We start from the raw sequence: 22,610 nt of genomic DNA, 5'->3' as shown, positions 1-22,610 counted from the left end.
TCCGTCAACGGAACCGGGAAATCAGCCCTCCACGTACCCGAGCAGGTCCTGCCGGGTGAGCACGCCCACCGGCTTGCCCTCGGCGAACACCATGAGCGCGTCCCGGTCCTGGAGCGCCGCCACGGCCCGCTCGACCTGCTCGCCCGATCCGATCGTCGGCAGGGCCTCCCCGATGTGCCGCTCGATCGGGTCGTGCAGCGTCGCCTTCCCGCCGAACAGCGCGTCCATGAGGTCCCGCTCCGCGACCGCGCCCGCGACCTCGCCGGACGTCACCGGCGGCTCGGCCTTGAGCACCGGCATCTGGCTCACCCCGAACTGGCGCATGATGTCGATCGCCTCGCGCACCGTGTCCTGCGGGTGCACGTGGACGAGCTCGGGGATGTCGCCGTTCTTGCCCGCCAGGACCTCGCCGACCGTGGTCTCCCCGGAGGCGCTGAGGAACCCGAACTCGGTCATCCACGAGTCGTTGAAGATCTTCGACAGGTAGCCGCGGCCGCCGTCGGGGAGGATCACCACGATCACGTCGTCGGGGCCCGCGTCCCGCGCGACCGCGACCGCCCCGACCACCGCCATCCCCGCGGACCCGCCCACGAGCAGGCCCTCCTCGCGGGCGAGGCGCCGCGTCATCGCGAACGACTCCGCGTCGGTGACCTCCACGATCCGGTCGGCCAGGTCCCGGTCGTAGTTCGCGGGCCAGAAGTCCTCGCCAACGCCCTCGACCAGGTACGGCCGGCCCGTGCCGCCGGAGTACACCGAGCCCTCCGGGTCGGCGCCCACGACCTGCACCTTCCCGCCGGAGACCTCCTTGAGGTACTTGCCGATCCCGGTGATCGTGCCGCCCGTGCCGACGCCCGCGACCAGGTGGGTGATCCTCCCCTCGGTCTGCTCCCAGATCTCCGGGCCGGTCTGCGCGTAGTGCGACGCCGGGTTCGCCGGGTTCGAGTACTGGTCGGGCTTCCACGCGCCGTCGATCTCGCTGATGAGCCGGTCCGACACCTTGTAGTAGGAGCGCGGGTCCTCCGGGTCGACGGCCGTGGGGCACACCACGACCTCCGCGCCGTACGCCTTCAGGACGTTCCGCTTGTCCTCCGAGACCTTGTCGGGGCACACGAACACGCACTTGTACCCGCGCTGCTGCGCCACCATCGCCAGCCCGACGCCGGTGTTCCCGCTGGTCGGCTCGACGATCGTCCCGCCCGGCCTGAGCGCCCCGGACGCCTCCGCCTCGTCGATCATGCGCTGGGCGATGCGGTCCTTGATGGACCCGCCCGGGTTGAGGTACTCGACCTTCGCGAGGACGGTCGCCGAAGCGCCGCCGGTGACGGCCCCGAGCCTCACCAGCGGGGTGTTGCCGATCAGGCCGAGCACGGAATCGTGATACTGCATGGTCACAGCCTAGGCGGGGCCCTGCTGGTCGGCGACGTCGAACTCGCCGTCTTCGGCCCCGGCGAAGACGGCGGCCCGCTCGGCGCGGGTGCACGCCGCCGACTGCCTGCGACTCGGCGAAGCGCGCCCCTCCGGGCGGTGCCGCTGGGCTGTGCCGCGGGGCGGCCTCGGGATCCGATCCGGGGCGGTGCCGCGGGGCGGCCTCGGGATCCGATCCGCGCGGGGTTCGAGCGTCGCCGATGAACAGGCGCGGGATGAGTCAGGCGGGCGCGCAGGCCTCCCGCGCCGACTGCCCGCAGGTCCGCGGGCCGTCGGTTCCGCGGACGGCAGGGCGGCGCGGGGCTGCGGGGCGGCCCGAACCGGTGACGGAGCCGCAAGGCGGTCGAGCGACCCGGCAGCCGACCGGCCCGGCGGGGTGACCGCCTGCCCGTGAACCGGGCGGGCATCTGCGGTCGCGCACGGGGTCTCGATCGCTTCCACTGGGGGGCAATGCGAATGCCCGCACCCTGGATCAGGGGCAGGCACATGCAGCTGCCTTGGAGGAGGAGGCCATTCCGGCCCGGCGTGCTGCGTTCGCGTCCCCGCCGGGGTCCGCGGCCCCGGCAGGCGGGGTAAGAAGGGGATCAGATCCTCGGCGGACCGGCCCTCCCCGAAGACCCGGGGCGGATCGGTGACCGGGACCCGGCAGACCTCCGACTCGGTCGGGGTCCGGCCCTCCTCCCGGCCAAGGCCGCTGCCCAGGCCCCGGGCGTCGAACCGGGCGGCGCTGCCGCCTTCGAAGTACTCACGGGCCGCTTGGACCTGGGCGGCCATCGAACCGAGGTCGGACGCCAGCGCCGAGGACCATTCGAACGGGTACAGCCCGGTCGGGAAGAGGTACTTCGCGTCGTCGGCGACTGACGCGTCCATGTCCACGTCGGTCCGCCAGTCCAGGCACTCGCACCCTTCGGCCTCCCCGTTCCCGGCCGCGCCTGCAAGGACCGCGGTGCCGGAGGCGGCGGGGTGGTCGTGGTGGGTGATGACCGCCCTGCCCGGCCCGGTCTTCTCCACGGTCCAGCCCGCAGTATGGATGCGGCCGTGGTGGAACCTGCACAGCAGGATCAGGTTGTCGGCGTTCGTCTCGCCGCCGTCCGCCCAGTGCACCAGGTGGTGTGCTTCGGTCCAGGCGACCGGCCGGTCGCAGCCGGTCCAGGCGCAGCCCTCCGGTTGCTCAAGCTCCAGCTTCCTGCGCAGCGACGTGTTGGGAAGCCGGGCGGCCCTGCCGAGTTCGACGGCTTCACCGGTGGCGTAGTCGAAGACCGAGGGGATCACCCCGGCCTCGCAGGCCAGCAGGCGGGCCTTGGCGACACTGACCGGCTGGCCCTCCAGAAGCGCCGCCCGGTCGGTGTCCTTGCCCTGGAGGGTCTCGATGTCGACCATGAGGTCGAGAGTGGCGGTGTGGCCGTGCCGCTTGACTGCGTCGGGGGAGGCGCCGTAGCCGGCGAGGAGCTGGTGGAGGGCTTCGGCGTTCCGATTGGCCTGCGGGGGGAGCACACCGTGCTGGTCGGTCTCGTCCTGGCGCGGCGGCGGCACGGCCGTGTTCAAGTACTTGTCCATGAGGCGGCCGGTGTCGGCCGACAGGAGACCGCTGAGGACCCACATGCCGCCCTCGCCGAGTTCCTGGAGTTCGAGCCGCTGCAGCGACTCCTCGCCGAGCCCGTCCAAGAGCTCGGCTTCCTCCGCGAGGTTGGCGTGCAGTTCGGCCAGGTGGCGCTTGAGGACCTTGAACGGGGCGTGCGCGGCGTACTCGGCGACCAGGGCCTCCGGTGTGGCACAAGCCGTGTTGGGATCGAAGGGGGAGGCCACCGGGGTCCGGAACGGGATGCGGGCGAACAGGGCGCTGGCGGCGGTCTTGGCGAGGGACCGGACGGCGTAGGCGACCTGGTCGATTCGGGCGTACCCGGACAGGGCCGCTTCGGCGAGGACGGTGAACCGCGGGGCGTGCTTGGCGATCGCGGCGATGTCTCCGGCCGCCGAGTGGGTGAAGTCGAACTGGGCGATCATCCAGTCCCGCTGGGCTGAGAACCCGTCGCCGTCGCGGTGCACCTGGTGTGCGAACGCGTCGATCGCGACCCGCAGTGCGGTGGCGTAGGCGCCGTTGATGAGTGCGGCGGTGTCGTCGAGGCAGGCGCGGACCGACTGGGCCTTGGTGCTCGGGGACCTGTTGGCGCTCATCGGTTCTCACCTCCTCGGCTGATGCTCGAATACCTGTTGGGTTTTCGGCTTCTTGTGCTAATCCAATAATGACAGGGTGGCGGTCGGGCGTCATCACTGAAACGGGTAGAGAAGATTCATGTTTCCGGCAGTTATGTTGTGCTGCAGAAGGATTCGTCTCAACTAGGCCCACACGAGCGGATCCACCGCGCCCCGGTCGACCCGACTGCCGCAATCGGGCCCCAGCCGCATCGGGCCTCTCGTCGCCGCCCGCTCGAACCCGAACCACCGCAGACCCGGCCCTTGCGACAACGGGAGGCGCACGTCCCGCCGTGTGGATACGATCGGCGGTGGTGCGCCCCGCGCCGGGCCGACCGGCGAGAATCGGGGCGGACACCTCTTCACGCAACGTAGGGAGACAGGCATGAGCACCGCCGACATCGGCGTGGTCGGGCTGGCCGTCATGGGCTCCAACCTGGCACGCAACTTCGCCCGGCACGGCTTCACCGTCGCCGTCTACAACCGCACGTACGCCAAGACCACCGAGCTGATCGACGCGCACGGCGACGAGGGCGACTTCGTGCCCTCCGAGGAGCTCGCCGACTTCGTGGCCTCCCTCAAGCGGCCCCGCAAGGCCATGATCATGGTCCAGGCCGGGCCCGCCACCGACGCCGTCATCGACCAGCTCGCCGCCCTCATGGAGCCCGGCGACATGGTCATCGACGGCGGCAACGCCCACTTCGAGAACACCCGCCGCCGCGAAGCGGCCCTGCGCGAGAAGGGCCTCCACTTCGTCGGCACCGGCGTCTCCGGCGGCGAGGAGGGCGCCCTCCTCGGCCCCGCGATCATGCCCGGCGGCTCCGAGGAGTCCTACGAGTCCCTCGGCCCGATCCTCGAAGCCATCGCCGCCAAGGCCCCCGACGGCACCCCGTGCTGCACCCGCCTCGGCCCCGACGGCGCCGGGCACTTCGTCAAGATGGTGCACAACGGCATCGAGTACTCCGACATGCAGCTCATCGGCGAGGCCTACGACCTGCTGCGCCGCGGCGTCGGCATCGAGCCCGCCGACCTCGCGAAGACCTTCGCCGAATGGAACGCCGGCGAGCTCGACTCCTACCTCATCGAGGTCACCGCCGAAGTCCTCGGCCACGTCGACGCCGCCACCGGCAAGCCCCTCGTCGACGTCATCGTCGACCAGGCCGGCCAGAAGGGCACCGGCCGCTGGACCGTCCAGAACGCCCTCGACCTGGGCGTCCCCGTCACCGGCATCGCCGAGGCCACCTTCGCCCGCGCCCTCTCCTCCGGCACGAAGCAGCGCGAAGGCGCCGTCGACCTCCTCACCGGGCCGACCGCGAAGACCGACTTCCCGGAGACGTTCGTCGAGGACGTCCGCCAGGCGCTCTACGCCTCCAAGATCGTCGCGTACGCGCAGGGATTCGACCAGATCGCCGCCGCCTCCGCCGAGTACGACTGGGGCATCGACCTCGGCTCCTGCTCGGCCCTGTGGCGCGCCGGGTGCATCATCCGCGCCCGCTTCCTCGACCGCATCACCGACGCCTGGCGCTCGGACCCCGAGCTGCCGACGCTCCTGGCCGCGCCCGAGTTCACCAAGATCGTCACCGACGCGCAGGACGCGTGGCGCCGCGTCGTCGCCACCGCCGCCCTTGCGGGCATCCCCACGCCGGGCTTCTCCTCGGCGCTCGCCTACTACGACGGGCTGCGCTCGCGCCGCCTCCCGGCCGCGCTCATCCAGGGCCAGCGGGACTTCTTCGGCGCGCACACGTACAAGCGCGTCGACCGCGACGGGACCTTCCACACCGACTGGTCGGGCGACCGCACCGAGCACGAGGTCTAAGGGCCGCAACACGACGCGCCCCCGCCCGATGGGCGGGGGCGTGCTGCGTTCAGTCGCCGAAGCGCGGGCCGTAGGACCCGCCGAGGTCGACCGGCTCGGCGGGCCGGTCGCCGTCCCTGAGCCGCTTGACGAGCTCGACGAGCCGCCACGGGTCGAGCATCCCGTCGGTCGACCCGCACTCCTCGACCGGCAGCCACCGGAAGGTCAGGTGCTTCTCGTAGTCGATGTCGCTGAGCATGCGCGGCGCGAACCGCTCGACGGGCAGGTGGAAGTACCAGTTCTGCTGCACCATCAGGCGGCCGCGCAGGAACCACACGTAGGTCCCGTGCCCGACCGGTTCGCCCAGCGCCTCGGCCGAGACCCTCAGCGCGGTCTCCTCGTACAGCTCGCGGGCGGCCGCGGCCGCGGGGGCCTCGCCGTCCTCGACGCCGCCGCCGGGCGTGAACCAGCGCTCGACGCCTTCGCGGCACCGGTCGCCTCCGACGTGGAGGACGGTGCCGTCGGGGGCCGTGAGGATGACGCGCGTCGAGACGCGGAACCCGGCGCCGGTCGCCGACTCGATGCTCATCGGACGGAGGTGTCGGCGGTGCGGCTGCCGGCGGGTTCGAGGCGGAGCGGCTCAGCCGGGACGTCGCCGGAGACGAGCCGCTTGATGAGGTGCAGGAGCGGGTCGAACGGGGCGTCGTGGCCCTCGGCGGCGGCGAGCTCGTCGACGCCGATCCACTTGAACTCAAGGTCCTGCTCGTAGGCGTCGCCGCCGGACACGCGCGCCTGGAAGCGCGGGACACGCGTGAAGAACAGGTAGTTGTCCTGCGTGAACACCTCCCCGTCGCGGGAGCGGCTGAAGGACCGCCGGGCGACCGGCCCGGTGACGTCGGCGGGCGGCACGCGCAGGCCCGTCTCCTCGAACAGCTCGCGCACGGCGGCGTCGAGGGGGGTCTCGCCGGGGTCGATGCCGCCGCCGGGCAGGAACCAGCGGGCGGGGCGGTCCGCGGTGGCCGACCGGCCGATGAACAGCACTGCGTCCTGTTCGTCGATCACGATGCACCGCGCGCCGTACCGGTCGATTCGGGTGGGTTCGTTCGTCGCGCTCACCGGTCAAGTATGGGGGCACGCTCGGTAGTCGTCCAGCCCCTATCGGTGTCCCAAGTCCATGCGCCCCACGGGATGCGAAGGGGCGCAGCGGGAATCGCACCGTCCAGGAGGGCGGTGAGCAGGGACGCGATCCGCGCGGGGAACACCAGCGCATCGATCTGCGTCACTTCCGGAATCGTGAGCCACACCGCTTCGGTGAACTCCCGCTGCTCGATCGCCTCCAAGCCGTCGCGGACCGGGTCGAAGTGCGGGACGCGCACGAAGAAGTACGCGTCCTCCGATTCGACCGCCAGGTCCGGGCCGTCGGACCAGACGCCCGCCGTCTCGGCGGCCACCGGCCCCAGCGGCCCGTCGAGCCGCAGGCCCGTCTCCTCGAACACCTCGCGGACCGCGCCCGCCTCCAGCGACTCGCCCGCGTCGAGGCCGCCGCCGGGCGTCACGTAGTACTCCACGCCCGGGCCCATGTAGTCGACGCTGCGGAACAGCAGCACCCGGTCCTCCTCGTCGACCAGCAGGACCCTTGCGCACCGGCGCCGCACCAGCTCACCCATCCCCCGAGCATCCCACCGCCCGCCCCCGGGACGCGGGCGGGCCCGCGGCGCATCGCGCCGCGGGCCCCTGGTTCCCCTCATGCAGGTCTCATGCCGCGGCCGGGAGGGCCTCCGCACTCTCCGCGCGCTCCTTGCGCTCGGCGATGAGGCGCTTCGCGAGCCTCGCCGACGCCTCCGCGACGCCCATGATCATGAGCGCGTTGATCGCGTGGAACCCGAAGATGATCTGCCCCGGCGTCGTCCCCGCCACGCTCACCAGCGCGATCAGCGACTGGAGGACGACCAGGCCGAGGACGCCCGCCGCGAGCCCGACGAGCTTCCCGCCCGCCCGCGACAGCGCCGCGAACAGGATGCCCAGCAGCGCCACCGCCGCGATGAGCCGCCCGTTCATGATGTGCAGGGAGAACGACTCGTCGGGGGAACCGGTCCCCAGCGCCCCGTACCCGGCCAGGAAGAACTGGATCCCGATCAGCGCGTGGAGCACGCCGATCCACACCCGATAGAACCTAAGCATCGACATTCCTCGTTTCGATCTCGTCTTGGACGGCGTCGACGGCGGTCATCGCGCCGAACGCCAGCAGATGGACCACGCAGTGGTCGGTGAACACCTCGCCCCGCCACGACGCCACGTCGGCGTCCGCGACCGCGCCCGGCGCGAGCGCCGCGCCCACGGCCAGCCGCGCCCCCAGGGCCGCCTCCCGCGGCAGGCCGGCCGCGCCCGCGAGCTCCGGCACCCGGTCGACCAGGTCCGTGCCCTGCGCGCCCACGGTGCGAGCCACGGCCTCGACCGCCGCGTCGGACAGGAGCATCGACCCGTACGCGGCCATCGACCGGACCGCGCCGTACGCGCGCCCCACCGGCGACCCTGCGGCCCAAGCGGGTTCGCGGACCACGGTGCCCCGCGCCCACTGCGGCCGCTCCTCCAGCAGCGGCAGCGACGCGCCCGGCTCCAGCTCCGCGGCCACCAGCTGGCGGACGATCCGCGACCCGACCGACCGGCCCAGCCGCGTCGTCAGGACCGGGCTCGGCGCCTCGTTCTCCGCGAGCACCTTCAACAGCCGCGTGAGCAGCTCGAACACCAGGGCCGTCCCGATGAACCGCGGCGCGGCCTCCGGAGCGAACGGCCCGTCCACCACGGGGTCGGCCGCCCAGTCGGCGAGCGCCGCCCACTCCGGCGGCGCCACCCCGGCGCGCAGGCCCTCGGCGAGCTCCGGCTCGCCCGCGGCGTGGAGCATCGTGACGTGCGCGTCGGTGCAGAACCGGCACCCGTTGCGCACCGCGACCACCGTCGCGACGACCTCCTTCGCCTTCCGCTCCTCGGGGCCGCCGACGAGCAGCGACTCGCGCAGCAGCGACCACACCGGCGCCAGCAGCTCCGGCGCGGGCGAGAACATCGTGAGCGCCGGGCCCAGGACGCCCAGCTCCGACTTGACCTGCCGGTACACCTCGGCCACAAGGCCTTCGGCGTGCTTCGGATCGACAGGGACGACATGCCTGACCGCAGGGGACACGGGGGGACTCCCTCCTCGTTGGGCTACCGGCGGCACCGCGGCCGCCGCATGGCTCCAGCCTCCCCGCCGCGCGCCGCCGCGTCGTCCGCCCCGAGGCGGCGATAACGGCCTCGCCGAGCGCAGCAGCACCCCGCCGGTCGTACACCCAGCGGCGTACCCGCGGCCTGCACCGCGGGCCGACGACGCCGCCCGCCTGCGGCGATACCATCGGGGCATGCCCAGTCCCCCCGAGCCCAGCGCCACAGGCAGCCGACTCGCCGACCGCCGCGCGCGCGTCCTCGCGGGCAGGCGCCTCGACCTCGTCGTCACCGCCGTCATGCTCGCCGACACCCTCACCGCGGGCCTCATCAAGGACGTCCGGGACGGCATGCCGACGTGGGGCTGGCTCCCGCTCATGCTCGGGCCCCTGGTGTTCCCGCTGTGGCGGCGCCGCCCGCGGCTCGTCCTGGCCGTCTCGGTCGGCGCGGTCCTCGCCAGCGGGCCCCTCGGGGTCGGGCCGCTCGCGGTCGTCCCCGCGCTGGTCGCCATCGCCGTCGCCATGTACACCGGCTACCGGGCGCTCTCGGTGTGGACGGTCCTGGCGCTGTCGGCGATGACCGCGCTCGGGAACCTCCGCACCGCGGGCTGGGAGTTCGACGCGGGCGTCGTCGAGCGCACCCTCCTGGTCGTCGGCTGGCTGCACGTGGCCCTCATCTCGGGCCTGTCGCGGCGCCAGCGCGACGCCTACATGGCCGAGGCCGAGCACGTCCGCGAAGAGGCCGTCAAACGCAAGGCCGCGGACGAACGCGTGCGGATCGCCCGCGAGCTCCACGACTCCCTCACCCACTCGATCTCCGTCATCCGCGTCCAGGCCGGGGTCGCGATCCACTTGGCGCGCAAGCGGGGCGAGGACCCGCCCACGGCCCTGGTCGCCGTGGAGGCCGCCGCGAAGGACGCCACGCGGGAGCTGCGCGAGACCCTGACGATGCTCCGCGACGACGACGGGCACCGCCTCGACCGCGTCGAGGACCTCGCCGACCGCTACCGGGGCCTCGGGTTCACCGTGGACGTCGACTGCGAGATCGGCTGCGACCTGCCCGTGGACCCCGAGACCGACCACGCCGCGTACCGGATCGTCCAGGAGGCGCTCACGAACGCGGTCCGCCACTCCACGGGCGACCGGGTCCGGGTGCGGGTGCGCCGCGAGGACGGCGCGGTCGTCGTCGAGGTCGCCGACAACGGCGACGCCGCCGCGGTCGTCCCCGGCAACGGGATCACCGGCATGCGCGAACGCGTCGACGACCTCGGCGGGACCCTCGATGTCGGACCCGGCGAGTACGGTTTCACCGTCCGGGCGCGGCTCCCCGATCTTGTCTCCAACGACACTGCCGCACCTCCTGCCGCCAGCACTGCGGCCGCGGGGGCCGCGCCCGAACTGGAGGAGTCGCGGTGATCCGGGTCCTGCTCGCCGACGACCAGCCGCTCATGCGCGGCGGGTTCCGGGCGCTCATCGACGCCGAGGACGACATGACCGTCGTCGCCGAGGCCGCCGACGGGCCGACCGCGGTGCGCCTCGCGGCCGAGGCGCTGCCCGACGTCGCCCTCCTCGACGTCGAGATGCCCGGCGGCGACGGCATCGGCGCGGTGCGCGCCATCGCCGCCGACGACCGGCTCGGCGACGTGCGCGTCGTCATGCTCACCAACTACTCCTTCGACGCGTACGTGTTCGACGCGCTCCGCGCCGGCGCCGCCGGGTACCTCGTGAAGGACACCGAGCCGGAGGAGCTGCTGCGCTGCATCCGGGCCGCGGCGGGCGGGGAGACGCTCCTGTCGCCGCAGATCGCCGCGAAGCTCGTCGCCGAGTACGTCGCGCACCCGCCCTCGCGCCTCGCCGGGCAGGTCGAGGGGCTCACGACCCGCGAGACGGAGATCGTCGCGCTGGTGGCCCGCGGGCTGACGAACGCGGAGATCGCCGAGCGGCTGTTCATCAGCCCGGCGACGGCGAAGACGCACGTGCACCGGGCGATGATGAAGCTCGCGGTCCGCGACCGGGCGGGCCTGGTGGTGTTCGCGTACGAGTCGGGCCTGGTGCAGGCCAAGGGGACCGGCTAGGTCGCGTCTTCGGCGGCGCTCGGCTCGGAGGCCTCGCCCGCGGCCGTCCCGGCCGTGTCGGCCTCGGGTTCGGCGGTCGCGTTGTACTCGTACCCGAACAGCAGGGCGGCGTTGGTGATCCACAGCCACACGAGGAACACGATGACGCCGCCGAGCGCGCCGTACGTCTTGTCGTAGCTGCCGAAGCTCGCGGCGTAGAGCCCGAACCCGGCGGAGGCGGCGAGCCACAGGACGACGGCGAGGGCCGCGCCGGGCGCGCGGCGGCGCAGCCGGGACCGCTTCGCGGGCGCGAGCCAGTACAGGAGCGCGACGATCACGATGACGAGCACCGTGATCGCGGGCCATTTCACCCAGCCCCACACGGCGACCGCCGCGTCCCCGGCGTGCAGCGCGCGCCCGACGGCGCGGGCCACGGAGCCGCCGGTGGCGGCGACGACCGCGCACACGGCGGTCAGGGCGCCGACGACGAGGGTGAGCACGACCCGCACGACGAGCACGGTCCACCATTTGCGGGACTCGTCCACGTCGTCGACGGCGTTGAGGGCGCGGGAGAACGCGGCCACGTAGTTGGAGGCGGCCCACAGGGCCGTGGCGAGGCCGAGGAGCGCGAGGAGCCCGGCGGTGCGCGGGTCCATTTGGAGGCGCGCCACCGCGTCCTCGATGATCGACATGGAGTCGCCGGGGACGAGCGTCCCGGCGCCGTCGAGGAGCGACGCGGTCGCGTCGGCGTCGAGGAGCCCGATGAGGGAGGTGCCGACGAGGATCGCGGGGAACAGCGACAGCACCGAGTAGTAGGTGAGGGCGGCCGCGGCGTCGCCGCGGCTCGCGGCGCCGTATCGCTTGGCGGCTTTGACGATCGACCGTCCACCCATCCCTCCACCGTGCCAGGCCCGCGGGACTCACGTGGCGGTTCGGGAGATCTAGTCCCGTTCTCCGTGCTCGGGACCGGTGGTGAGCGCCCAGATGACGAACACGTCGACGGCGATGACGAGGGTCGCCCACAGCGGGTACTGCGGGGCGAGGAAGAACTGGTTCATGGCCGAGACGACCGCGACGAGCAGCCCGGCGTACCCGGTGCCGCGCAGCCGCTCCAGCCGCCGCGACTGCACCCGGCCGAGCTGCACGAAGCCGATCGCGATGGCGGCCAGGCCGATCGCGAGGTTGACCCAGCCCCAGCCGGCGTTGTCGGCCCGGTACCAGTAGCCGCCGCCGGTGAACACGTACGCGTCGCCGGAGGCCACGGCGTAGCCGATGAACACCTGCCAGGCGCCCACGAGCAGGAGCAGGACCCCCGCGAACCGGGAGCCGCCGCCCCTGCGGCGCGGAGCCCAGTCCTTGTCGGTCATGCGCGGTCCCCCCGGGAGCAGGCGGCGTTGTCGCCGCATCCGCACAGCCTAGGCGACCGCGGTGCGGGGCCGCGGCATCCACACTCGACTGCACTGTCAGTGCCGCGCGTCATGCCGCCGTCCCGAACCGCACGGTTCCCGGCGCCCGGGCGTCTCACGCGCCCCCGGCGCCAGGCCCGGTCCCGGTGCGGCGCAGCCAGTTCGCGAGGAGGGCGCTGCCGTCGTCGGTGAGGATCGACTCGGGGTGGAACTGGACGCCCTCGACGTCGACGCCGCGGTGCCGCAGCCCCATGACCGTGCCGTCCTCGCTGGTCGCGGTCACGCGCAGCGGGTCGCGGACGCTGCCGGGCTCGACGGCGAGCGAGTGGTACCTGGTGGCGGTGAACGGGTTCGCGAGCCCGGCGAACACGCCCGTGCCGTCGTGGAGGATCGGGGAGGTCTCGCCATGGCGCAGCTCGGCGGCGCGCGAGACGACCGCGCCCCAGTGCTCGGCGATCACCTGGTGCCCCAGGCACACCCCGAGGATCGGCACGTCCCCGGCGAACCGGTCGAGCAGGTCGTGGCCGAGGCGGGCCTCGTCGGGGCGGCCGGGCCCGGGGGAGAGCAGCACCCCGGCGGGGCGCAGCCGCACCGCTTCATCCACATCGGTCCGGTCGGAGCGGCGCACGTCGACGCGGGCCCCGAGGGCCCGCAGGTAGGAGACGATGGTGTGGACGAACGAGTCGCGGAAGTCCACCACCAGCACGCTCCCGGTCACGGCCCGCTCCGGGCGGTCACCCGTCGCCCTCGCTCGTCTCCCCGGTGGGGGACTCGGCGGTGTGCCAGTCCTCGGGGTCGAACTGGGTGTCCTGGCAGTCGAGGCCGGGCGTGCACGTCGGCGACGCGTCGCCGCCCCCTTCGGGCTGGTCGACGTTCACGCCGCCCGCCGGGTCGACGTTGCTCCACGGCATGTGGGGCCGGATCGCGGGGAACAGCACGAACCACAGCAGCGCGAGCGTCCCGGCGCCGAGGGCGACCGAGCCGATGATCTTGCCGGGCAGACCGAACGGGAGCTTGCGCCAGATCCACGAGTACACGTCAGGCCTCCGCGTCCACGGCCGCGTCGGGCAGGTCGCCCTCGGCGTCGCGATCGATGGTGTCGACGAGCTGGCTGTACACGACGTACCGCTCGTAGTTGTCCCACAGGGGGTGGCAGGTGAACAGGGTCAGCCAGTAGTCCTCGTCGCCGGGCTCGGCGCCGGGGTCGCCGGGGACGGGCGCGGTGATGTCGACCTGCGTCTCGTCGACGACGACGTGCTCCTGGACCTCGTAGACGTAGAAGTAGTCCTTGGTCTCGATGACGACCTTGTCGCCCGGTTCGAGGTCGCGGATCTTCTGGAAGATCGCGGGCACGTTGTGCCCGGCGAGCGTGAAGTTCCCCTGCTCCCCGGGCATGGCGCCGTCGAGGTAGCGGCCGGGCGCGTACTCGATGTCGGCGGGCTCGGTGCCCTCCACGAGGGTCCACGACTCGGGGCGGATGTCGGGCGCCCACATGCGCGCGAACGCGTCGCCGAGCTCGGGGACCGGGGAGCCCTCGTCGCCCTCCTCCTCGGCCTGCCACATGGTGTCGAGGTCGGTGGAGAGGGTGTCCTGCTCGTTGTTGATCTCCCCGGAGACGCCGAAGACCTCGTAGGCGGCGTACAGGAGGACGATCGCGCCGAGGCTGATGAGGACCTCGCCGAGGCCGCGCACGGTGGAGCGGGCGCCGCCTTCGCCCCTGTGGCGCTTGACGGTCCGCTTCTTGCGGGCGGCGGACTCGGCGCCGGGCGGGGCGGGGACGTCCTCGGCGGGGATGACCGGGAGGATCGCGGTGCCGTCGGGCTCGGGGACGAGCGGGGCCTTCGCGAGCTTCGGCGGGCGCAGCGCGGTCGTGGTGTCGTGGTCGGGCTCGGCGGGCGGCGTGCGCGGGCCGGGGCTCGGCCTCGCCCCGGGCGGGCGCTCCCCGGGCGGCTGCGCGCCGGGGACGCTGGCGCGGCCGGGCGTCGTCGGCGGACCCGCTTGGGGCGCAGGCGAAGACGCCCGCGGAGGGCTCGGCTGCCGCGGCCCGTTCGGCGGTGTCTGCTGCGGCCCTTGCCTTTGCGGCGCGCGCGGCGGGCTCGCCGGCTGCTGGGGCGCCGGTCCGGGAGCGGCCCCCTGGGGACCCTGCGGACGAGGGGGAGGCTCGCTCGCGAAGGGGGACCAGTCCTGATCGCTCACCTGGAAATTCCCCTCAGTCGTGCCCGTGTGCTGCGGGCGCTGTCGTAACCATAACGCGCGAGGCAATCCTAGGGTTGTCCCGCGAGGCCGAGTATCGCCCGAACGGGCAGCCCACCGGCGCGGCCGGGACCTCGCGGCCCGGGCGCGCCGGGCGGGCCGCCCGGCGGTCCCGCCATACTCCTTACACGCGTTCGCCGCCCGGAACCGGGCAGGTCGCCGCCGGGGTGTGAGCTACGCGATGCCGCGCGGACGCCGCGTCACCGGCGGGCGGTACCCTGGACGCCGGACATGTCCCTCAGTTGGAGAGTCGTCGATGCCGAAGTCACGCGTGCGCAAGAAGAAGGTCTACTCAAGCTCTGCTGGCACGAGCACCAGCTCGGGCGAGAGCTACGAGCCGAGCCCCACCTGGGTCCCGATCACCGCCGTCGCCCTCATCGTGATCGGCATCGGCTGGCTGACCCTGTTCTACCTCTCCGGCATGGCCTTCCCCGTCGAGGCCTGGGGCTACTGGAACCTCGCGGTCGGCTTCTCCTGCATGGTCGCGGCCCTGCTCGTCCTCTCGAAGTGGCGCTGACCGGGCCCGTCTCAGGCAGGCCCCGGCACCCCGCCCCGAACCCGAGTCCTCCTCGCGTGGACTCGGCCCCGAACATGTCGGACCCCCGGCGTACTCTTGTGCCAGGGGTCCCTTAAGGGCGGATTTATCGCGTTATTTCGTGATCTGCCGGGTTGCTCCGGTTTCGTTACAGCAGTTCGAAGACCGTCGCGTTCGCCATGCCGCCGCCCTCGCACATGACCTGGAGGCCGCGGTGCAACCCGTCGGCCTGCATGTGATGGAGCATGGTCGCGGCGAGCCGCGCGCCCGAGGCGCCGAGCGGGTGGCCGAGGGCGATCGCGCCGCCGTTCGGGTTCATCCGCTCCTCGTCCGCGCCGGTCTCCGCCAGCCACGCGAGCGGGATCGCCGAGAACGCCTCGTTCACCTCGAACACGTCGATCTCGTCGAGGTCGAGTCCGGTGCGCCGCAGGATCTTCGCGGTCGCCGGGATCGGCCCGTCCAGCATGAGCACCGGGTCTGAGCCCACCGCGCACGCCGCCGCGATCCGCGCGAGCGGCCGCACCCCGAGCCGCCGGGCGTGCTCGTCGGTGGTGACGACCAGCGCCGCCGCCCCGTCCGAGATCTGCGACGACGACCCCGCCGTCACGGTCCCGTCCGCGGTGAACGCGGGGCGCAGCCCCGCGAGCCGCTCCAGGCTCGTGTCCCGCCGGATGCCCTCGTCGGCCTCGACGCCCGCGATCGGCGCGATCTCGGCCTTGAAGCGGCCCTTGTCGGTCGCCGCGGCGGCCTTCTCGTGGCTGGCGAGCGCGAACGCGTCCATCGCCTCCCGGCCGATCCCGTACTTCGCGGCGACCCGCTGCGCGGCCACGCCCTGGTTGAACGGCATCGCCTCGGTCGCGTCGACCTGCGCCGCATAGCGTTCGCGCACGGCGGGCCCGTACGGCTCCCCCGCGCCCGCGCCGAGGCTCGACCCCATCGGCACCCGCGACATCGACTCGACGCCGCCCGCGACGACGACGTCGGCGTGCCCGGCGAGCACCGCCGCGGCCGCGAACGCGACCGCCTGCTGGCTCGACCCGCACTGCCGGTCCACCGTGGTCCCGGGGATCGCGTCGGGCCAGCCCGCGGCGAGGACCGCGTTCCGGGCGATGTTCCACGACTGCTCCCCGACCTGCGAGACGCACCCGAGGACCACGTCGTCGACGGCGTCCGGGCCGAGGCCCGACCGCTCCAGGGCCGCGTTCATCGCGTGCGCGGCCAGGTCCACGGCGTGGACGCCGGAGAGCACGCCGCCGCGCCGTCCCAGCGGGGTGCGGGCGGCGGCGAGGACTACGGCCTCAGCCATTGCGGTACACCGGCGCGATGACCGCGCGCGCGATCGTGTTGAACGTCAAGTGGAACGCCCCGACCGCCATCGACGAGGTCGGCTCGACGTCGACCTGGTCCTGCAAGGCGTGCACGGCGAACAGGTACCGGTGGTCGGGGTCGCCGGGCGGCGGCGCGGCGCCCGCGAAGCCGACGGTCCCGGAGTCGTTGCGCAGCTGCACGATCCCCGGCGGCGGCGAGGCCGCGGCGCCGGTCGGCAGCTCGGTCACGGAGGCGTCGAGGCCCAGGAGCATCCAGTGCCACCAGCCGGACCCGGTGGGCGCGTCGGGGTCGTAGCAGGTCACGGCGAACGCCGCGGTCTCGTCGGGGAACCCGGACCATGCCAGGTGCGGGGACACGTCCTCCCCGGCGACCTGCGCCTGCGGGAGCACCTCGCCGTCGGCGACGTCGTCGGAGACGACGGTGAACGACGGGACGGGGGGAAGGAAATCGTAGGGCCACGGGGCCCTCGTGCGGTCGAGCGACGTCATCGTCCTCCTCCTTCCGGGCCCTCGGCGCGGAACCGGTCCGCCCGCGGGGCCGCGGGATCTGTGCTTCTGCGAACGGTTTCTCCTGCACCGTATCGCGCCCGGCGCTCCCGCCGGAGCGGACCGCGCGTCGGGCCCGCCGCGCCGTGCCCGATGAGGGTCCCGTCCGGGGTGCGAACCGGTCCCGTCCCCCTCTCGATCCGGGACCCGCCCCGGGCCCGTCCCCGGCCCGTGCCGGGCGCTGACCGGCGCTGCCCCGCGCTCCCTCCCGGTGCCGCCGCGTGAGCTGCGCCGCGGCGCGCCCGCATACCGCTCGACGCCCGCCCTATGGGCCGCTTACGCTGGTGTCATGCCGAACACCGACGTCATCTCTTTCTCCCGGGGCGCCCCGTCGCTCGACATCGTCGACACCGAGGGCATCAAGGCCGCGGCCACGGCCGCCCTCGACGCCGACCCGGCCGGGACCACCGGCTACGGCACGTCCGTGGGCTACCCCGCGCTGCGCGAGTGGATCGCCGCGAAGCACGGCGTGAACCCCGAGAACGTGCTGGTCACCAACGGCTCGATGCAGGCCGACGCGTTCCTGTTCGACGCGCTCGTCAAGCCCGACTCGCCGGTGATCGTCGAACGGCCCACCTACGACCGCACCCTGCTCGGCCTGCGCGAGCGCCGCGGCCGCCTCCACCCGGTCCGCGTCCAGGCCGACGGCCTCGACATCGAGGAGCTGGAGGTGCTGCTCAAGGGCGGCGTGCGCCCGTCCCTGGCGCACATCATCCCGAACTTCCAGAACCCGGCCGGCGTCACGCTCTCCGGCGAGAAGCGCGTCCGCCTCCTCCAGCTCGCGAACGAGTACGACTTCACGATCTTCGAGGACGACCCGTACCTCGACATCCGCTTCCGCGGCGAGCAGTTCCCGACCATGCTGGAGCAGGACCGCGACCAGCGCGTCGTGTACGCGTCCTCGTTCTCCAAGACCGTCTGCCCCGGCCTGCGCACCGGCTACCTCGTCGGCCCCGCCGACCTGATCGCGCAGATCGCGGCCGCCGCCACGAACACGTACATCGCGCCGAACATGTTCGCGCAGTCCACGATCTACCAGTTCGCGGCCTCCGGCGCGCTCGACCGGTCGATCGAGACGGTGAAGGCCGCCCTGGAGGAGCGCGTCGACCAGCTCGCCGCGTCGCTGCGCGCGCACCTGCCGAACGCCGAGTTCGTCGTCCCCGACGGCGGCTACTTCCTGTGGGTCGACCTCGGCGAGGGCGTCGACTGCGCGAAGGTCGCGGCCGCGGCCGCCGAGGAGGGCGTCCAGGTCGTCAAGGGCACCGACTTCGTGCTCGAAGGCGGCGAGTCCTGCCTGCGCCTGGCGTACTCGGCCGTGAAGGCCGACCGCATCGACGAGGGCGTGCGCCGCCTCGCGAAGGCCGTGGAGAGCTCCCGCGCCTGACCGCGGCACCGTCCGTCACGACACGTATCGTGACGGCACGGGAACACTCGGTCGAGTATGGATGGCGGTTATGCGACATGGCGTATAACCGCCACCGCACCGCCCTTCCCCGCGAGCGAGCGGGGCGACACAATCGGTTGCGTGGCCGCGGCCCAGCCGCGGCAGCAGCCGTTATCCCGCCCCCTGACGCCGGATCGGTGGACTCGCCCACTCCCCCCCGGGACGAGACACCGGTCCGGCGTTGCCCTTTCCCGCGTCCCGCGCTCTTCTTGCCCCGGAACGATTCCGGGGACCCGTGCCCCCACGGATCCCCGATAGCCCGGCCCCGGGCCGGGCGGTGTTCCTTCTCTTGTGGCGCGGCGGCGGCATCCCCCCGGATTGCCGAGCCGCCGGTGCCGCTACCGGCTCGCGCTGTCGACGAGCTCCTCGTGGAGCGCCCGGTCGTCCAGCTCCGTGTCGTCGAGGAGCTCGTCGGCGAGGAGCTGCTCCCCGATCGACTCGGTGCGCCGGCGGTACCACAGGTACGCGACGGCCCCGCCGACCGCCAGGCCCGCCCCGATGGCGCCGGCGACCCACGGCCACTTGGGCGCCGGGGGCTTGCGCAGCCCCACCTTGGTGAGGACGACGTTGACCTTCGGCGCCGCGGCGTCGCGCGTGCCGCGCGCGGCCGCGAACCCCGCGTCCTTGAACGAGGTCACACCGTGCTTGAAATGGTCCACTGCCTCCCGGGTGGGAGTCGCGGAACGTCGGCTGAAGCCCATCGTGAATGCCTCCTCTAGGTGCATGTACAACTCATCGTGCACCGGCCTGTGACACCCGTCGAGGGAAACGGGGGAGAAAGTTGGACGAACCTCGGCCGTCTGGCACCATTGACGCCATGACGAAGGCGACGCTCAAGACCAATGCCGGGGACATCCGGATCGAACTGCTCGACAACCACGCGCCCAAGACCGTGGCGAACTTCGTGGGGCTCGCGGAGGGCACCAAGGAGTACAAGGACCCGGAGACCGGCCAGCCCGGCTCGGGCCCGTACTACGACGGTGTGATCTTCCACCGCGTCATCGACGGCTTCATGATCCAGGGCGGCGACCCGACCGGCACCGGCCGCGGCGGCCCCGGCTACCAGTTCGCCGACGAGTTCCACCCGGACCTCCACTTCGGCAAGCCGTACCTCCTCGCCATGGCGAACGCCGGGCCCGGCACCAACGGCTCCCAGTTCTTCATCACGCTGGGCCCGACCCCGCACCTGAACTTCAAGCACACCATCTTCGGCGAGGTCACCGACCCCGAGTCGCAGTCGGTCGTCGACCGCATCGGCAAGACCCCGACCGGCCCGATGGACCGCCCGGTCAACGAGATCGTCATCGAGTCCGTCGTCATCGAGAAGTAGCAAGGCCTCGATGAGCGAAGAGCAGTCGGCCCCGGTCTGCTATCGCCACCGGAACCGCCAGACGTATCTGCGCTGCGTGCGCTGCGACAAGCCGATCTGCGCCGACTGCCGGATCGACGCCCCCGTGGGCTTCCAATGCCCCGACTGCGTGGCCGAGGGCCGCCGGACGATGCGCAAGACGCGTTCGTCGTTCGGCGGCGGCTCGCGCGCGGGCGCCGCCGGGACCGCCACGAAGATCCTCATCGGCGCGAACGTCGCGGTGTTCGTCCTGGCGATCGTCGCGGGCGGCAGCCTCGCGGCGGTCACGACCTCGACGATGACCCCGCTGCACATGCTCGGCGCCGAGATCGGGTACGTGCCCGGCTACAACACCGACGTGCCGGTAGCGCTCTTCGGCAGCACGTTCACCGCGCCGGTCGTGGCCGCGGGCGGGTACTACCGCATGGTCACGGCCATGTTCCTGCACTTCGGCGCCATCCACCTGCTGTTCAACATGGTGGTGCTGTGGATGCTCGGGCGGATCCTCGAACGCGACCTCGGGCCCGCGCGGTTCACCGCGGCCTACTTCCTCTCGGGCCTGGCCGGCTCGGTCGCGGTCTACCTGTTCTCGTACGACACGTTCACGGCCGGCGCCTCCGGCGCCGTCTACGGCCTGTTCGGGCTCCTCATCATGGTCAACCGCAAGCTCCGGCGCGACAACCAGGGCATTTACGTGCTCCTGGGCCTCAACCTGGTGCTGACCATCTTCATGGGCTTCAGCCTCGCGGGCCATGTCGGCGGCCTCATCGGCGGCCTGATCTGCGGCGCGATCCTCACCTTCACGCCGCGCGAGCGGCGCCAGCTGCACTGGGTCGGCTTCGCGCTGTTCCTGATCGCGCTCGCCGCGGTCACGTTCTTCCAGACCGGCGCCCTCGACAACCGCTTCGACGTCGTCTGACCCCGGGCCGCCGCAAGGCGGCCCCGGGGCCCGGCGGGTCCGGCCGGGGTTCATGCGCGACGCGAGCGCTCCGCGCGACCACCCTTGGGGGCCGGAGCTGACAGCGCTTGCCCTGCACTACTCACGATCGCTTCGGCGGCCCCTCCCCCCCGCCCCCACCCCGCCCCTCGCCCACCCGCCCGATGTCGTTTGCCTGCATGGTGTCGGAGGCCGTCGCCTCGGCGGCGGCCGGCGGTCGTCGTTGACCGCCCTTGCGGCAGGGCGACCGGGGCCGTGCGATGCCGGGGAGGCCGGTGGTCGCGGTGGCGTCGGTCGTGGTCGGTGCCGCTATTTGAGGTCGGCGGCCCAGGTCCGGGCCTGGTCGAGGTCCTCCGGGGTGTCGCAGTCGAACCACGGGGGCGGACTGGCGTCCTCCCAGACCACGGTCTCGATGTCGATCCCGGTGAACAGGAGCCTCGCGGGGGCTCCCGGTTCGACCCCTGCCGCGTTGCGGCGGAGGCGGTCCGCGGGCCATACGCCGCACAGCCACTGCCTGCGTCCCGCGTTGTCGCAGAAGACCGCTCCGGTCTCCGGGCCCGCCGCGTCCGCCGTGCCCAGGAGGAGCCGCAGCGCCTCGGGCGTCAGGAACGGGAGGTCCCCGGGGAGGACCGCCACCCGCGTGCAGTGGTCGGGGACGTGCCCCAGGCCGGTCCGGACCGACCTCGCCGGGCCCGAACCCGGCGGGTCCTCCAGGACCTGGACCACCCCTTCGGGGAGGGGCGCGGCATCGGAGGGCCGCGCGCCCACCACGACCCGGGCGGCCGCCCCGGCGCAGGCGGCCAGCATGCGTTCGAGGATCGTGGCGCCGTCGACGACCAGTTCGCTCTTCGCGCATCCGGCGAATCGCCGGGCCCTGCCGCCGACCAGGAGGATCGCGGCGAAATCGCTCGGGAGTTCACCCATGCCCCCAGACTAGCCATCCCCGGCGGGGCGCGGTGGCCTGTGGAAGGTGCGGCTCCGGTGCGTGTCTGCTCCGATCGATGAAGTTTCGATTCCGGTGGCATTACTGCTCTTCTCTCTTGGTGGGTTTCCGGGGGAGGCCGGGTCTTCGGGTCAGTCCTCTTTCTCCGCGGCTTCGATGTCGCCGGTGCCGATGCTGCCGAGGGCGCTCGGCGGGTAGCCCGCCTGAAGCGCGGCCATGAGCATCTGCGCGAGCCGGTAGTGCGGGCTCGCCTTCAGCGCCGTCTCGAACGCTTCGAGGGCGAGGACGCCGTTCCCGAAGCGGTAGGCGGCGAAGCCCGCGACCGTCGCGGCCGGAGCGAGGAGGTCGTCCGCCATGTGGCGGGCGACCCACAGCCACAGGTCGATCCGGTTGCCTTCGAGCCGGCCGCTGGAGATGCGGCGGAGCGCGTAGTCGCGGATGTCCAGGTCGCCCAAGGCGAGGCCGATCGAGGCGATGTCGTCAGGGCCCGGGAGGGCGCTCGTGCTCAGCCAGTGGTCGATCGCGTTGAGGTCCGCGGAGCGCTGGCCCGCCCAGTCGAGGTCCGCTTCGGCGGCGAGCGACTTCGCCACCGCCCGTTCGACCGCGGCGCGGCGGCCCGGCGGGGCCGGGGCCAGCTGCTCGGCGATCGCGGCGCGGTCGGCCGCCGCGTGGCAGCCCGCGACCGCGACCTCGCAGGACGCCGGTGTGGACTCGGGGAGGAGCATGCCCTCGGCCGGGCAGCAGGGCTGGTCGCAGGTCAGGCTGAACCAGCGGCCGTCGGTCACGCGGAGCTGGTCAAGCGGACGGATGCCCGCGTGGTCGAAGCGGAGGGCCGCGCGGGCGATCGAGGCCTCGGCGACCTCCTTGTCGCCGTAGGCGACGACCACGCACTCGTCGCAGTTGTTGCGGCTGAGCTGCGCCGTCAGGTCGACCAGGTGCTCCAGGTGGTCGGCGGAGCCGGGGAGGTCCACCCGGAAGGTGCACTGGAGTTTCCGGGCGATGAGGCCCACCGCGACGAGGCTGTGCTCGGGATGGAAACCGAGCAGGTGGGGGATTGTAGAAAGAAGGTCAGTGGGGCCCTTGATGCTGATTCTTGCCTGTGTGGTGTGCATGGGTCAACTGTCCGTCAGGGGTCGACTACTGGCAAGAATTCCTTTTCATCCTGTGGATAACTGTTTTCGACTTGAAAAGTGGTTGTGGATTGTTTGG

24 protein-coding genes are annotated in these 22,610 nt (G+C 72.8%); 7 read left to right on the top strand and 17 right to left on the bottom strand.

Going from position 1 to position 22,610, the window contains the following annotated elements; translation table 11 throughout:
* Window positions 1–21: 21 nt before the first annotated feature.
* Window positions 22–1,386, bottom strand: coding sequence for a cystathionine beta-synthase (locus tag B0I28_RS05040; protein WP_106363394.1), 1,365 nt, complete (start codon window positions 1,384–1,386; stop codon window positions 22–24).
* A 9-nt stretch (window positions 1,387–1,395) separates the two neighbouring features.
* Window positions 1,396–3,600, bottom strand: a complete 2,205-nt coding sequence (locus B0I28_RS28205; protein WP_106362729.1) for an HNH endonuclease signature motif containing protein — start codon at window positions 3,598–3,600, stop codon at window positions 1,396–1,398.
* Between the two features lie 403 nt (window positions 3,601–4,003).
* On the opposite strand from B0I28_RS28205, the gene gndA reads away from it, so the two are divergent.
* Window positions 4,004–5,434: an NADP-dependent phosphogluconate dehydrogenase gene (gene gndA / locus B0I28_RS05030; RefSeq protein WP_106362728.1), complete on the top strand. Its 1,431-nt coding sequence runs from the start codon at window positions 4,004–4,006 to the stop codon at window positions 5,432–5,434.
* Window positions 5,435–5,483: 49 nt separating this feature from the next.
* On the opposite strand, the gene B0I28_RS05025 is transcribed toward gndA, so the two are convergent.
* From B0I28_RS05025 to B0I28_RS26825, 5 genes are all read right to left on the bottom strand, one after another.
* Window positions 5,484–6,002 carry an NUDIX domain-containing protein gene (locus B0I28_RS05025; RefSeq protein ID WP_106362727.1) on the bottom strand — a complete coding sequence of 173 codons (519 nt, stop codon included), beginning with the start codon at window positions 6,000–6,002 and terminating at the stop codon, window positions 5,484–5,486.
* Entirely contained in the window at window positions 5,999–6,529 is a 531-nt protein-coding gene (locus tag B0I28_RS05020) for an NUDIX hydrolase (RefSeq protein ID WP_106362726.1), read from the bottom strand. Before B0I28_RS05020 ends, B0I28_RS05025 begins: the two co-directional genes overlap by 4 nt.
* Window positions 6,526–7,080, bottom strand: a complete 555-nt coding sequence (locus tag B0I28_RS05015) for an NUDIX hydrolase (protein WP_181245641.1) — start codon at window positions 7,078–7,080, stop codon at window positions 6,526–6,528. Before B0I28_RS05015 ends, B0I28_RS05020 begins: the two co-directional genes overlap by 4 nt.
* A gap of 88 nt (window positions 7,081–7,168) precedes the next feature.
* Window positions 7,169–7,594 (bottom strand): DUF6220 domain-containing protein, encoded by a 426-nt coding sequence (locus tag B0I28_RS05010; protein WP_146147973.1) that lies wholly within the window; start codon window positions 7,592–7,594, stop codon window positions 7,169–7,171.
* Window positions 7,587–8,591, bottom strand: a complete 1,005-nt coding sequence (locus B0I28_RS26825) for a carboxymuconolactone decarboxylase family protein (RefSeq protein WP_181245640.1) — start codon at window positions 8,589–8,591, stop codon at window positions 7,587–7,589. Before B0I28_RS26825 ends, B0I28_RS05010 begins: the two co-directional genes overlap by 8 nt.
* Window positions 8,592–8,805: 214 nt before the next feature.
* Between B0I28_RS26825 and B0I28_RS05000 the strand changes: the two genes are divergently transcribed.
* Window positions 8,806–10,023, top strand: a complete 1,218-nt coding sequence (locus tag B0I28_RS05000; RefSeq protein WP_106362723.1) for a sensor histidine kinase — start codon at window positions 8,806–8,808, stop codon at window positions 10,021–10,023.
* The gene (locus B0I28_RS04995; protein ID WP_106362722.1) at window positions 10,020–10,682 is read left to right on the top strand and encodes a response regulator; all 663 of its coding nucleotides are present in this window, start codon (window positions 10,020–10,022) and stop codon (window positions 10,680–10,682) included. The genes B0I28_RS05000 and B0I28_RS04995 overlap by 4 nt, the downstream gene beginning before the upstream one ends.
* On the opposite strand, the gene B0I28_RS04990 is transcribed toward B0I28_RS04995, so the two are convergent.
* The 5 genes from B0I28_RS04990 to B0I28_RS28200 form a co-directional block, all read right to left on the bottom strand.
* A complete protein-coding gene (locus B0I28_RS04990) occupies window positions 10,679–11,554 on the bottom strand; it encodes a YihY/virulence factor BrkB family protein (RefSeq protein WP_106362721.1) in 876 nt (291 codons plus the stop codon). The two genes, B0I28_RS04995 and B0I28_RS04990, sit on opposite strands and share 4 nt — an antisense overlap.
* A gap of 48 nt (window positions 11,555–11,602) precedes the next feature.
* Entirely contained in the window at window positions 11,603–12,028 is a 426-nt protein-coding gene (locus tag B0I28_RS04985) for a DUF7144 family membrane protein (protein WP_106362720.1), read from the bottom strand.
* Window positions 12,029–12,182: 154 nt separating this feature from the next.
* Window positions 12,183–12,785: an anthranilate synthase component II gene (locus B0I28_RS04980; protein ID WP_245888886.1), complete on the bottom strand. Its 603-nt coding sequence runs from the start codon at window positions 12,783–12,785 to the stop codon at window positions 12,183–12,185.
* 16 nt (window positions 12,786–12,801) lie between these two features.
* Entirely contained in the window at window positions 12,802–13,104 is a 303-nt protein-coding gene (locus B0I28_RS04975; protein ID WP_106362719.1) for a hypothetical protein, read from the bottom strand.
* 1 nt (window position 13,105) lies between these two features.
* Window positions 13,106–14,263 carry a class E sortase gene (locus B0I28_RS28200; protein WP_106362718.1) on the bottom strand — a complete coding sequence of 386 codons (1,158 nt, stop codon included), beginning with the start codon at window positions 14,261–14,263 and terminating at the stop codon, window positions 13,106–13,108.
* 313 nt (window positions 14,264–14,576) lie between these two features.
* Here B0I28_RS28200 and B0I28_RS04965 point away from each other — a divergent pair, with 313 nt between their 5' ends.
* Entirely contained in the window at window positions 14,577–14,837 is a 261-nt protein-coding gene (locus B0I28_RS04965) for a cell division protein CrgA (RefSeq protein ID WP_106362717.1), read from the top strand.
* Window positions 14,838–15,003: 166 nt separating this feature from the next.
* Here the strand turns inward: B0I28_RS04965 and B0I28_RS04960 are convergent, their stop codons facing one another.
* Together B0I28_RS04960 and B0I28_RS04955 are read right to left on the bottom strand one after the other, a co-directional pair.
* The gene (locus B0I28_RS04960; RefSeq protein WP_106362716.1) at window positions 15,004–16,161 is read right to left on the bottom strand and encodes a thiolase family protein; all 1,158 of its coding nucleotides are present in this window, start codon (window positions 16,159–16,161) and stop codon (window positions 15,004–15,006) included.
* Window positions 16,154–16,672, bottom strand: coding sequence for a YbhB/YbcL family Raf kinase inhibitor-like protein (locus B0I28_RS04955; protein WP_106362715.1), 519 nt, complete (start codon window positions 16,670–16,672; stop codon window positions 16,154–16,156). The genes B0I28_RS04960 and B0I28_RS04955 overlap by 8 nt, the downstream gene beginning before the upstream one ends.
* 268 nt (window positions 16,673–16,940) lie before the next feature.
* On the opposite strand from B0I28_RS04955, the gene B0I28_RS04950 reads away from it, so the two are divergent.
* The gene (locus B0I28_RS04950; RefSeq protein WP_483866757.1) at window positions 16,941–18,113 is read left to right on the top strand and encodes an aminotransferase-like domain-containing protein; all 1,173 of its coding nucleotides are present in this window, start codon (window positions 16,941–16,943) and stop codon (window positions 18,111–18,113) included.
* Between the two features lie 398 nt (window positions 18,114–18,511).
* On the opposite strand, the gene B0I28_RS04945 is transcribed toward B0I28_RS04950, so the two are convergent.
* The gene (locus tag B0I28_RS04945; RefSeq protein WP_106362713.1) at window positions 18,512–18,811 is read right to left on the bottom strand and encodes a hypothetical protein; all 300 of its coding nucleotides are present in this window, start codon (window positions 18,809–18,811) and stop codon (window positions 18,512–18,514) included.
* A 179-nt stretch (window positions 18,812–18,990) separates the two neighbouring features.
* On the opposite strand from B0I28_RS04945, the gene B0I28_RS04940 reads away from it, so the two are divergent.
* Window positions 18,991–19,503, top strand: a complete 513-nt coding sequence (locus B0I28_RS04940) for a peptidylprolyl isomerase (RefSeq protein ID WP_106362712.1) — start codon at window positions 18,991–18,993, stop codon at window positions 19,501–19,503.
* Window positions 19,504–19,513: 10 nt separating this feature from the next.
* Entirely contained in the window at window positions 19,514–20,440 is a 927-nt protein-coding gene (locus tag B0I28_RS04935; protein ID WP_106362711.1) for a rhomboid family intramembrane serine protease, read from the top strand.
* Window positions 20,441–20,767: 327 nt separating this feature from the next.
* Here B0I28_RS04935 and mobA read toward each other — a convergent pair whose 3' ends face one another.
* Window positions 20,768–21,382 (bottom strand): molybdenum cofactor guanylyltransferase, encoded by a 615-nt coding sequence (gene mobA / locus B0I28_RS04930; protein ID WP_106362710.1) that lies wholly within the window; start codon window positions 21,380–21,382, stop codon window positions 20,768–20,770.
* Window positions 21,383–21,532: 150 nt separating this feature from the next.
* Window positions 21,533–22,513, bottom strand: coding sequence for a DUF4192 domain-containing protein (locus B0I28_RS04925; protein ID WP_106362709.1), 981 nt, complete (start codon window positions 22,511–22,513; stop codon window positions 21,533–21,535).
* Window positions 22,514–22,610: the final 97 nt, after the last annotated feature.

Origin of the sequence: Glycomyces artemisiae (genome assembly GCF_003002955.1) — a bacterium.
In the GTDB taxonomy this organism is placed as follows: domain Bacteria; phylum Actinomycetota; class Actinomycetes; order Mycobacteriales; family Micromonosporaceae; genus Glycomyces; species Glycomyces artemisiae.
The sequence above is the reverse complement of the archived record's forward strand: the minus strand, read 5'-3'. Positions and strand labels throughout refer to the sequence as shown.